This window comes from Bacillus sp. FSL K6-2861 (assembly GCF_038630725.1).
In the GTDB taxonomy this organism is placed as follows: domain Bacteria; phylum Bacillota; class Bacilli; order Bacillales; family Bacillaceae; genus Bacillus; species Bacillus velezensis.
The window spans coordinates 1,520,423-1,532,862 of sequence record NZ_CP152037.1 but is presented as its reverse complement, the minus strand read 5'-3'; the positions used below and the strand labels follow the sequence as shown (position 1 = coordinate 1,532,862).

The 12,440-nt window shown below is 46.6% G+C and carries 9 protein-coding genes; 1 reads left to right on the top strand and 8 read right to left on the bottom strand.

Annotation, left to right across the window (positions count from 1 at the left end; all coding sequences use genetic code 11):
- Positions 1–2 precede the first annotated feature (2 nt).
- The 4 genes from ctaE to cyoE all read right to left on the bottom strand — a co-directional run bounded on the left by ctaE (position 3) and on the right by cyoE (position 4,731).
- Entirely contained in the window at positions 3–626 is a 624-nt protein-coding gene (gene ctaE, locus NYE62_RS07605; RefSeq protein WP_003154482.1) for a cytochrome c oxidase subunit III, read from the bottom strand.
- Positions 626–2,494, bottom strand: a complete 1,869-nt coding sequence (gene ctaD / locus NYE62_RS07600) for a cytochrome c oxidase subunit I (protein WP_144664978.1) — start codon at positions 2,492–2,494, stop codon at positions 626–628. Before ctaD ends, ctaE begins: the two co-directional genes overlap by 1 nt.
- A gap of 31 nt (positions 2,495–2,525) precedes the next feature.
- Positions 2,526–3,596 (bottom strand): cytochrome c oxidase subunit II, encoded by a 1,071-nt coding sequence (gene coxB / locus NYE62_RS07595; RefSeq protein WP_014417699.1) that lies wholly within the window; start codon positions 3,594–3,596, stop codon positions 2,526–2,528.
- A 217-nt stretch (positions 3,597–3,813) separates the two neighbouring features.
- A complete protein-coding gene (gene cyoE, locus NYE62_RS07590; RefSeq protein ID WP_003154486.1) occupies positions 3,814–4,731 on the bottom strand; it encodes a heme o synthase in 918 nt (305 codons plus the stop codon).
- Positions 4,732–5,075: 344 nt separating this feature from the next.
- Here cyoE and ctaA point away from each other — a divergent pair, with 344 nt between their 5' ends.
- A complete protein-coding gene (gene ctaA / locus NYE62_RS07585) occupies positions 5,076–6,002 on the top strand; it encodes a heme A synthase CtaA (RefSeq protein WP_007611205.1) in 927 nt (308 codons plus the stop codon).
- Positions 6,003–6,097: 95 nt separating this feature from the next.
- Here ctaA and pyc read toward each other — a convergent pair whose 3' ends face one another.
- From pyc to glsA, 4 genes are all read right to left on the bottom strand, one after another.
- Positions 6,098–9,544, bottom strand: a complete 3,447-nt coding sequence (pyc, locus tag NYE62_RS07580) for a pyruvate carboxylase (protein WP_342497342.1) — start codon at positions 9,542–9,544, stop codon at positions 6,098–6,100.
- Positions 9,545–9,619: 75 nt separating this feature from the next.
- A complete protein-coding gene (locus NYE62_RS07575) occupies positions 9,620–10,831 on the bottom strand; it encodes an FtsW/RodA/SpoVE family cell cycle protein (protein WP_031378763.1) in 1,212 nt (403 codons plus the stop codon).
- 204 nt (positions 10,832–11,035) lie between these two features.
- Entirely contained in the window at positions 11,036–11,317 is a 282-nt protein-coding gene (locus tag NYE62_RS07570) for a YlaN family protein (RefSeq protein ID WP_003154494.1), read from the bottom strand.
- A 107-nt stretch (positions 11,318–11,424) separates the two neighbouring features.
- Positions 11,425–12,354 carry a glutaminase A gene (gene glsA, locus NYE62_RS07565; protein WP_342497479.1) on the bottom strand — a complete coding sequence of 310 codons (930 nt, stop codon included), beginning with the start codon at positions 12,352–12,354 and terminating at the stop codon, positions 11,425–11,427.
- Positions 12,355–12,440 lie beyond the last annotated feature (86 nt).

The following is a 12,440-nucleotide window of genomic DNA, read 5'->3' as shown; positions in this document are numbered from 1 at the left end:
CGTTATCCCACCATCCCCATCAAATATACAACGGTAAAGATAAAGACCCACACGACATCGATAAAATGCCAATATAAGCTGGCCACATAATATTTCGGCGCATTATAAAGGCTGAGCCCTCTTTTTGCATTCCGGATCATAAGCGCGCTGATCCACAACAGCCCAAACGCCACATGTGCTCCGTGTGTGCCGACGAGCGTGTAAAACGCTGAGCCGAGCGCAGAGCTTGTAATGGTAAAGCCGAATTCGTGAGTGTAATGCATAAATTCATAGATTTCTACCCCTAAAAATCCTGCTCCCAATAAAACGGTAACCAAAAGCCACACCTGCATTTTTTTAAAGGAGAAATTTTTCATATGATACATCGCATACACACTCGTTAAGCTGCTCGTTAAAAGAAGCATCGTCGCGATAAATACGATCGGCAGCTCAAACATCTCAGCCGTTGACGGCCCTCCGGCTTTAGATTCCCGTAAAGCAAGGAATGTTGCAAATAGCGAGGCGAACAGAACCGTTTCCCCGCCGAGAAACAGCCAAAATCCCAAAAACTTATTTTTCCCCTCCAGCGTTGCTTTTTCAGGAGAAGCCGGAAAGGTTTCAGCCGTCATTTTTTCCTGCAGCTGCATTACGCCTTCACCCCTTTATCATCATTCGGCAGATCTTCTTTGTGAATATGATAGCCGTAATCATCGACCACAGAGCGAAGCAGCATGGTAAAGAATGTGATGCCGAGCCCTATGAAGATAACCGGAAGCCCCCATGAATAATCGGAGTGGTATAAAAACCCAAATGCTGCGACAAACAGCCCGAAAGATATGATAAACGGCATGATGGAGCCGTTCGGCATATGAATGTCCTCTACAGGCTCTGCAGGCGCCATACCTTCATTTCCGGCCTGCTTTTCAATCCACAGCGGGTCAAGTCCCCGGACAAACGGAAGCTGTTTAAAATTATATTCCGGCGGCGGCGAAGAGACCGCCCATTCAAGCGTACGACCGTCCAGCCACGGGTCGTTCCCGACGTATTTCCCTTTTATTGAGGTATAAATAATATTGACGACGAGTAAAACAGCCGCGCCCGCCATAAAAAACGCGCCGATTGAACTGATCAGGTTGCCGGTATCAAGCCCCTGGCCGGGCAGATATGTGTAAACGCGCCGCGGCATTCCCATCAAGCCGAGGAAATGCTGAATGAAGAAGGTAAGATGAAACCCGATAAAAAATAAGACGAACGAAATTTTCCCCATCGTTTCATGAAGCACCTTCCCGAACATTTTCGGCCACCAGAAATGCACGCCCGCCAGGATGCCGAACACGACACCGCCGATAATGACATAGTGGAAATGCGCTACGACAAAATACGTATCATGGAACTGATAATCTGCTGCTGCGGCCGCCAGCATGACACCCGTGACTCCTCCGAGTACGAAAGAAGGAATAAAGGCGACGGCATACAGCATAGGCGTCGTGAATTTGACATTCCCTCCCCAGATGGTCAAAAGCCAGTTGAAAATTTTAATGCCCGTAGGCACCGCGATCGCCATCGTCGCAACCGCAAATATCGCATTAGCGATCGGTCCGAGTCCCGTCGTAAACATGTGGTGAACCCAAACCATGAACCCGAGAAAGCCGATCAGCACGATCGCAAAGACCATAGACGAATAACCAAACAGACGTTTCCTCGCAAATACGGGAATAATTTCTGAAAAAATCCCAAAGGCGGGAAGAATTAAAATGTATACTTCCGGATGCCCGAAAATCCAAAACAGATGCTCCCAGATTATCGTATTGCCGCCCAATTCAGGATTAAAGAAATTCGTTCCGAACAAACGATCCAGCATCATCAGCGCCAAACCGACGGTGAGCGGAGGAAATGCGAATAAAATGAGTGCCGACGCCACAAATGTCGTCCACGTAAACAGCGGCAGTCTCATATACGTCAAACCCGGCGCCCTCATATTAATAATCGTGGCGAGAAAATTGATCCCCGCAATCAGCGTACCTAAGCCTGATATTTGCAGGCCGAGCACGAAAAAGTCTATGCCGTGCCCTTTCGAATTCAGCGCAAGCGACGCGTACGACGTCCAGCCTGCATCAGGAGCGCCTCCTAAAAACCAGCTCAGATTCAAAAAGATGCCTCCGAAGAAAAACAGCCAAAATCCGAGCGCATTCAAAAATGGGAACGATACGTCACGCGCCCCGATCTGAAGCGGCACAACCGCGTTCATCAGCCCGAATAACAGCGGCATCGCCGCCAGGAAGATCATTGTCGTGCCGTGCATCGTCATAATTTCATTAAACTGCTGCGCACCCACAAAATCGTTCCCCGGCCTCAAGAGCTGAATCCTGATAAGCATGGCCTCAAGTCCGCCGACGACGAAGAAAAATCCCCCGGCGATCATATATAAAATCGCGATTTTCTTATGGTCAACCGTCGTCAAATAATCCCAAAGCAAAGAGCTTTTTCTTTGCTGCCCTGTAAGCGTATTCATCATTTGCGACCTCCCCCCTGATATCTCCCTGTCCTCACTTGTTCTCCGCTTTCAGCCCTTTTAAATATTCATACAGCGCATCCGTTTCAGCGTCCGAGAGCTTCGGATAAGTGCCTGTCATTTTATTGCCCGGTTTAATGCTGTCCGGATTTTTCAGCCAGGCTTTTATATTCTCTTTATTCGCATCCTTAATGCCGGCCACTTTGACCCGTTCACCGAAGGTAGCGAGGTTCGGAGCCGTTCTTGCCGCTTCAGCCCGTTTATCATTGGGCTCAACCGCATGACAGCTCAGGCAGTTTTTTTCCTTAAACAGCTCTTCTCCTTGCGCGGCTAAACCGGAATCTGTTGTATGCTTATAATTTTTCATCGCTTTCGTCCATTGTTTAAATTCTTTTGACGGCAGCGGTTTCACTTTGAAATCCATCAGCGCATGTGAAGGTCCGCACAGCTCTGCGCATTTCCCGAAGAAATATTCTCCCGCTTCTTTGCTGCGTTTAGAATCGAAGGTCAGAAAGAAAGTATTGTCATTATCCGTATTCGTATCGATTTTCCCCCCGGCTGACGGAATCCAGAAAGAGTGTTTCACATCTGAGGACTTCAGCTTGAAATAGACGCGTTCATCTGTGGGAACGATCAGCTCCTGACTTGTCACAAACCCGTAATCAGGATACTCGAATTCCCACCAGTATAAATTCGCCCTTACATTAATCACGAGCGCATCCTCTGCTTTACGGTTTTTCTTATCCATCGGCGACGTATCCGCCAGTGCCAATGTGTCGATGACAACCGGAATGACAAGAATAATCAGAAGCAGGATCGGAATAACGGTCCAGGTGATTTCTAAAAAACGGTTCCCCTCCACCTGTTTCGGTATCGTGTCTTCCCCTACACGCGACCGTCTGAATCTCACAATGACGTAAAAGAAAATAACTGCTACGACCGCAACGACGACAACCATGATAAGTGTGCTGAGCACCGTCAGATCATATTGTTTATCAGCCACTTCGCCGGCAGGCTTGAGTGTGGACAGAAACGGTTTTCCACAGCCGCTCAATAAAAGCGGCACTAAGGCTAATAATGATAAAAGACGCCAACGCTTTAACATTTCACCCAACCCCTTTTTTGAATCAGTACGAGATGCACAAGCAGTAAATCTGCTTCCAGCCGAAATACTTCATTTCCTCATTTCTTAAAATATGAGATTTTTTACTTAAAATTCCATCTATGTATAAAAGCAAAGCCGCCTGATTAAACAAAAGGTCAAGGCGGCGTTTACTAGTTGTCATTGTTTGTTTTGGCGATCAAACAAGCTCATTATTTAATTAAAACAGCGTGAAGACCACCATCGCTACAAAATAAATGGTCATGTAATTAAGCGAATAGACAAACATAAGAGTTGCCCACTTCATGATGTTTTTCATGCGGAATCCCATCAGTCCGAGAACAAGCCATCCGACATTCAGCAAAGTGCCGAGAATGACGATCGGAAGACCGAGACTGCCGAGGAAAAACGGAAGCGGCAGCAGGCATGCGACCCAGACGATAATCTGTCTTTTCGTCACTTCAAAGCCGTGCACTACCGGAAGCATCGGAATATTCGCTGCTCTGTAATCTTCCGTCTTTTTAATCGCAAGCGCTAAAAAATGCGGAATCTGCCAGATGAATAAAATCATGAATAAAACCCACGCGACAACACCGATGTGCCCTTCAACCGCTGTCCAGCCGATTAACGGCGGCACGGCGCCTGATACACTTCCGACAACCGTATTAATCGTATAACGGCGTTTCGTCCACATTGTATAAAGAACAACGTACGTAAACACGCCGATAAAACCGATGACTGCTGCCATCACGGTGGTCATCAAAAGCATGATAAGTCCTAAAGCAATGAGTAAAATTCCTGACCACAGCGCTTGATTCGGCTGAATCTTTCCGGTTACCGTCGGTCTTACTTTCGTGCGTTCCATTAAATGATCAATATCACGGTCGTAATAGTTGTTAACCGCACAAGAACCGGCGATGATCAAAGAAGATCCTATTAATGTAAGAAGCACGGTGTTTAAATTGCCTAAAAAACTCAGACCGGATATATGTAACGCAAGCCACATGCCGGTAAAAGTCGTAATTAAATTCGAATTGACGATTCCTATTTTGATAAGCGAAAGGAAATCCTTCCATGCCGTCGTCTCTTCAATCTGTCCGTCTATAGCTGTATCGTTTAAAATTCTGGAATTAGCCATAACGTAAACCTCCCTTACAAACCTAAAGCAGGTTTTTTTAAGACCTGCAACTCTATCATACAAGATAATGACCTGTAAAAAAACATCCTCTTAAATATTAAACGAGAAACAGGAATTTATTTGTGAACTTTTTATGAATTTTACCAAATCCGCCGGTTTCTTAATAAAGCGGTTACTTTATTTCTATCAGACCCATCTGGAATAATCAACCCCATTATCTAAGAAGTCCTGATTCTATTATATTTTTGTGAACAAACAGAATTGAGAATTGCCACAAAACACATATTCGCTTACACTTGGTACGTATATCATTTTGTCCAGTTTGTTAAGAAGGTGAATGTAAAATGAATAAAGCTTTGAAAGCGCTCGGCGTGCTGACGACATTCGTTATGCTCGTCGTGCTGATCGGCGGCGCTCTTGTCACAAAAACAGGATCGGGTCTCGGATGCGGAAGGCAGTGGCCGCTTTGCCACGGCCGGTTTTTCCCGGAGCTTAACGCCGCTTCTATCATTGAATGGAGCCACAGACTCGCAAGCGGTGTCTCAATCGTTCTCGTGCTGAGTCTCGCTTTTTGGGCATGGAGAAAAGTCACGCCTGTTTTCCGTGAAACAACCTTTCTCGCCATTATGTCCATTATCTTTTTATTTTTACAGGCGCTTCTCGGCGCATTAGCGGTTGTTTTCGGATCAAATGCGCTCGTTATGGCGCTTCATTTCGGCATATCGCTGATTTCTTTCGCTTCTGTTCTGATTTTGACGCTGCTCATATTTGAAGCTGATAAATCAGACAAAAAGCTCGTCAAGCCGCTCAGAATCGGCAGAAAAATGCAGTTTCATATGATCGGCCTTTCGATTTACACGTATATCGTCGTTTATACGGGGGCTTATGTGCGCCATACGAAATCAAGCCTTGCCTGCCCTGACGTTCCGCTTTGCAGCAGGCTGAATCACGGGCTTCCGTCCCATTTTCAGGAATGGGTGCAGATGGGCCACAGAACGGCAGCGCTGCTTCTGTTCGTATGGATTCTTGTCGCTTTTGCGCATGCGGTGCGCTCCTACAAAGATCAAAAACAGATTCTTGGGGGCTGGATAGCGGCTCTTGCCTTTGTTGTATTACAGGCGCTCTCCGGAATCATGGTTGTTTATTCAGAAATGGCCACCGGCTTTGCACTTGCCCATTCGCTCTTTATTGCCGGCCTGTTCGGCGTCTTATGCTATTTCTTATTATTAATCGCCCGCTTCCGCTACGAATCAAAACAGCGGAACATCTGAGGCACATGAAAAGGCCGAAGCATTAGAGCTTCGGCCTTTTTACATATAAAAAACCTGATCGCACACGGGGGCGGATCAGGTTTTTTATGTTCATTTTACGCTTTTTCAATTTCGATCAGTAAATCACCTGTCTGAATCGGTTCACCGTTTTTCACATGAATCTGCTGTATCGTCCCGGAGAACGGCGCCTGTACCGTCGTCTCCATTTTCATCGCTTCATTAATCATCAGATGATCGCCTTTATTCACCTTTGCCCCGGTTTCCGTTAACAATTTAATGACGGTTCCCGGCATGGATGCCGCAATATGGCTTGGGTTTGTCCGATCTGCTTTTAATTTTTCCTGTACGGACGATTTAATGCTTTCATCTTTAATGACCACCTCGCGCGGCTGGCCGTTCAATTCGAAATAAACGACACGTGTCGCATCTGGCTGCGGTTCACCGATAGATACAAGCTTCACGATCAGCGTTTTTCCGCGCTCGATTTCCACTTCGATTTCTTCACCGAGTGTCATGCCATAGAAGAAAGTCGGTGTGTCTAATACGGAAATATCACCGAAGCGTTCAGCCGTTTTAACATATTCAGTAAACACCTTCGGATAAAGAGCATACGCGATTGCGTCCTGATCACTCAATTCCATCTGATGTGTTTCTTTCCATTCTTCTTTAATGCCTTCAAAAGACACCGGTTCAAGCAGCTCACCCGGTCTTACCGTGATCGGCGTCTGTCCTTTCAGAACAAGCTTTTGCAGTTTTTCCGGAAATCCGCCGTGCGGCTGGCCGATCTGCCCTTTAAAGAGCTCAACGACTGAATCCGGAAAATCAAGCGTTTCGCCTTTATCATAAACATCTTGTTCTGTTAAATTGTTTTGCACCATGTAAAGCGCCATATCTCCGACGACTTTGGAAGAAGGTGTTACTTTCACGACGTCGCCGAACATGCGGTTGACGACGCTGTACATGTCTTTCACCTCATTCCAGCGATCACCGAGGCCGACTCCTTTTGCCTGCTGCTGCAGATTGCTGTACTGGCCGCCCGGCATTTCATGATTATAAATCTCAGTATGCGGAGACTTCATCCCGCTTTCAAATTCACTGTAATATTGACGGACGGATTCCCAGTATTGCGACAGTCTTTCCACCTGCCGGACATCCATTTCAGGACGGCGGCTATTTCCTTCAAGCGCATGATAAAATCCGCTTGCACTCGGCTGTGAAGTCAGACCCGCCATTGAGCTGACGGCGACATCCACGATGTCCACACCCGCTTCAACAGCTTTAGCATAGAGAAAGACGCCATTGCCGCTCGTATCATGCGTGTGAAGATGAACGGGAATATCAATCGTTTCCTTCAGCGCTGAGACAAGTTCGTATGCGGCTTGAGGTTTCAAAAGACCGGCCATGTCTTTAATGCCGAGAATGTGCGCACCAGACGCCTCAAGCTCTTTCGCCATAGAAAGATAATATTGCAAATCATATTTCGTCCGGGTCTTATCAAGAATATCTCCCGTGTAACAAATCGCAGCCTCCGCCACTTTTCCGGTTTCACGGACGGCATCGATGGCCAGCGTCATCCCTTTTACCCAGTTCAGGCTGTCAAAGATCCGGAATACGTCAATACCTGACTCCGCTGACTGCCGGACAAATTTTTGGATGACATTGTCCGGATAGTTTGTATAACCGACGGCATTTGATGAACGAAGCAGCATCTGGAACAATGTGTTCGGCACTTCCTTACGGAGATCTTCAAGGCGTTTCCAAGGGTCTTCTTTTAAGAAACGGTACGCTACATCAAATGTCGCGCCTCCCCACATTTCAAGGCTGAACAGTTCAGGCCACAGGGCAGCCGTCGGATTCGCGATTTTTTTCAAATCATTGGATCTGATCCGGGTTGCAAGCAGGGACTGATGGGCATCCCTGAACGTTGTATCGGTCAGGAGCACGGATTTTTGCTCTTTCACCCAGTCTGCAAGCCCCTCAGCGCCTCTTTCATCAAGGATCTGTTTCGTACCGCTTGCCGGCTTTTCCCCGATACCTAACGTAACGGTCTGAGGCTTATCAAATGCAGGTTTTTCTTTTTTCCCGATTCCCGGAAAACCGTTCACCGTGACATTGCCGATATAGGAAAGCATTTTTGTTCCGCGGTCCTTCTGTTTTGGGAAAACAAACAGCTCAGGCGTTGTGTCGATAAACGATGTGTCATATTGGCCCGTCAGGAATTTTTCATGCTTTGCCACGTTTTCAAGAAACGGAATATTGGTCTTAATGCCCCTGATCCTGAATTCCTGCAGGTTGCGGACCATTTTCGCTGATGCCTGTTCAAACGTCAGCGCCCATGTCGACAGCTTGACGAGCAGTGAATCATAATAAGGCGTGATGACGGCGCCCTGGAAGCTGTTTCCCGTATCAAGGCGGACGCCGAAGCCGCCGCCTGAGCGGTAAGCCATAATTTTACCCGTGTCAGGCATAAAGTCATTCAGCGGATCTTCAGTGGTCACACGTGATTGTATCGCATACCCGTTTGTAAAAATGTCTTTCTGCTCAGGGATATTGACGGCACGGCTGTGCAGTCCGTGGCCCTGCGCGACGAGGATTTGCGTCTGAACGATATCAACCCCTGTTATCATTTCCGTAATCGTATGCTCCACTTGCACGCGCGGGTTCACTTCAATAAAGTAAAATTCACCGCCCGCTACGAGAAACTCCACGGTCCCCGCGTTGATATAGCCGACATTTTTCGCAAGCGCCACAGCCGCTTCACAGATTTCGTCCCTTAATTCAGGCTGCAAAGATACACTCGGCGCCACCTCAATGACCTTTTGATGGCGTCTCTGAACGGAACAGTCCCGCTCATACAGATGGACGACATTGCCTTCTTTATCTCCGATCACCTGAACTTCAATATGCTTAGGATTTTCGATCAGTTTTTCAACATACACTTCATCGTTTCCGAATGCGGCTTTCGCTTCTGATTTGGCCCGCTCAAACGATTCTTTCAATTCGCTTTCGCTTCGGACGATTCTCATTCCGCGGCCTCCGCCTCCGAGCGATGCTTTAATAATAAACGGAAATCCGTGGACTTTTGCGAATTGTTCGACATCTTTTAATGTTTCAGCCGGTCCGTCACTCCCCGGAATAACGGGGATGCCGGCTTTTTCTGCCTGCTCCCTCGCCTTTACCTTATCTCCGAACATATCCAAATGCGCTGACGTCGGTCCGATAAATACGATGCCCTCTTCTTCACAGCGTCTCGCAAATTGGATATTTTCAGAGAGAAATCCGTAGCCCGGATGAATGGCATCTACGCCGTTTCTTTTTGCGATCTCAATAATCCCTTCAATATCAAGATACGCGTCAATCGGTTTTTTGCCTTCTCCCACAAGATAAGCTTCATCCGCTTTATAGCGATGATAGGAGCCCGAATCTTCTTTTGAATAAACGGCTACCGTTCTGATGTTCAATTCTGTGCACGCCCGGAAAATCCGGATCGCAATTTCTCCCCTGTTTGCTACTAACACTTTTTGGATGGATTGTTGTGACAAACTTTTCTCCCCCTTGGCCTAATAAATATGTAGTTTATAATAAAGGAATATCCGTCCTGTGTATACACTTGTTTTTTAGAGATACACAGATTTTTCCGTCTGCCGTCTTTTTACCCCCTTAGACGGAACGGGCTCCCTCTTTTTCTTCTTTTCTGAGTACTTGACATGCATGCTGACATTCACCAATATACCGGCGCTCGTTAATAACAAAAACATTGATGATCCCCCGTAGCTGATAAACGGCAGCGGAACACCTGTGATCGGAATTAAACCGCTGACGCCGCCGAGATTGATAAAGGTCTGAATCGCAATCATGCTGGATATCCCGATTGCCAAAAGGCTTCCGAACGGATCTTCACATTTTCTCGCAATATAAAAACCTTTTAACACGACAAAAGCCAGCAGCACAATGACAAACAGGACGCCGAAAATGCCGAGCTCCTCTGAAATAACCGCCATAATAAAGTCTGTATGCGATTCAGGCAGATAACCGTATTTTTGAATGCTTTCTCCAAGACCGAGACCGAAAAAACCGCCTGAGCCGATCGCATAATACGAATTTATAATCTGCAGGCCTGATGTGCTGGCGTATTTAAATGGATTTTCAAGGCTTTCAAACCGGCTCATACGCCCGGGTGTCAAAATATCGTCCCATTTCAGGTAGATGATCGGGCTGACAAGGAGCAATACGATTCCCGCCATGAGAACCAGCCTGAGCAGGGTCCTTCCGCTGAATCCCGAACACATAATGACGCAAAACGCGATCAGGCCGATAATCATCGCCGTTCCGAAGTCAGGCTGAATGGCGATAAGCGCACAAATGACTACGGTGACGATCACCGGCGGCGCAACCCCCGTCAAAAGCTGATCGATATAGCTTTGTTTCTTTGCGTATACCGCGGCAAGGTACAGTATCAGGGTCAGCTTGACAAATTCCCCCGGCTGAATGGCCATTCCGCCGATTTTAAACCAGCTTTGCGCGTTTCCGGCAACATGTCCGAAAACAAACAGCGCGCAAAGCGCAGCCACTGACGCAAGCAGTATGAATTTCTGAATCTTTTGATGGGCGAACACTTTGTACGGAAAAACGGCCGCGATGATAAACAGCACAAACCCCGCGATGACGGCGAACAGCTGCCGTTTAAAGAAATAGTCGCTGCTCACGCCGTAACGCATAACGGCGGTAATCATGCTTGAGCTGTATACCATTACCAATCCGAAACTGCACAGCAGAATGATAGCGCATATCAATGAATAATCGTAAGATTTTAACATTCTTTTAAACATAACATCCTCTTTCCTGCTTAAAGCTTACGTTTAATACCTATTGCGTATTATATTTTACTATAATTCATAAACATTTTACGCAGTTTCTTTATAGTTTTTCGGATGAAATGCAGATTAAGAGACCGTCTTACGAAAAGAAGATGCAAAAAAACGGTTTACGGTTATAAAAAAACCCAAACCGTTGAATAGTTTGAGTTTGATCATTTATTTTCCTGTAAACGCGTCATGCAAAGCAGACAGTTCTCTTTCAAGTCTGTCCAGCAGCTCTTTGCCGTCGTTTTCGTCAACTAATCCCAGGCGGACAGCAAAATCGATTTCCCTCGACAGTCCGAACATCTGAGTATCCAAGACCTCTTCATAAAGAGGACATTGAGGCATCGTTAAGTTATCCATTTGTACTCGGATCAGCTTCAAAATCTTCTCAGCATCTAACTTCAACAGCTCGAATGCTTTCTGCTGATGGTCAACTATAATCTCTGAAGCCAAAAGTATCCCTCCGTTCCCCAGGCGAGTACCTAATTCTTCTATTTATCATAAAGGGTATCAGATGAAATTGCAAGAGGATTTAAGCAGATGTTATGATAAAAAATGTTTCAAAAAATACTCAGCCTGTATTTCTCAGACATGATTTCCAAAAGCTTCACACCCGCGATGCTGTTGCCTTTTTCATCAAGCGCCGGGCCGAATATACCGATTCCGAAGTTGTACGGCGAAATGCCCATGATCCCTCCCGAAACGCCGCTTTTAGCGGGAATGCCGACCTTAATCGCGAATTCCCCGCTCGCATTGTACATGCCGCATGTCACCATAAACGTCTTGCAGATTCTCGCCACATCTTTTTTAATGACCTGCTCCCCGGTTTCCGGATGCTTGCCGTCAAGGGCGAATACGCAGCCGATTTTGGCTAAGTCCAGACTGCACATCTTAATCGCGCACTGTTTTGTATACAGATCCATGACCTCTTCTACATCGCCTTCAAAAATGTCATACTGCTTCATGTAATAACACATGGCCCGATTAATCATGGATGAACTGAATTCCGATTCCGCGACATGTCTGCAATATGTAATGTCCTGATTATTCGCAAGTCTTCTGATGAATCCGAGCAGGTAATCCAGGCGGTCTTTCGGCGAATGCCCTTTAATGAAACCCGTAACGACGAGAGCTCCCGCATTAATCATCGGATTTAAAGGCTTGCCCGGATTTACTGTTTCAAGCTTAATCATGGAATTAAATGGGTCGCCGGTCGGCTCCTGACCCACGCAGCTGAACACCTTTTCCTTTCCGTAATCCATCAGTACGAGCGCCAGAGAAAGCACTTTCGAAATGCTCTGCAGCGTAAATGTCCGATCGGCGTCTCCTGCCGTCAGACATGTATTTTCCGCATGATAAATCGTGACCGAAAGGCTGTCTTGTTCAGATTCAGCCAGAGCCGGAATATAGTCTGCCACTTTGCCTTCTTCGGTCCTTTTTTTCGCTTCCTGAACTAATGCGTCCAGCTCTTGGTAATGCCGGCATACCATGTCGATCATCCTCACTTCGCTGCCGTTGTATACATCTAATTTGCGACGCAAAGTGACAATTCATGCGAAAACTTTTATACTTTAAG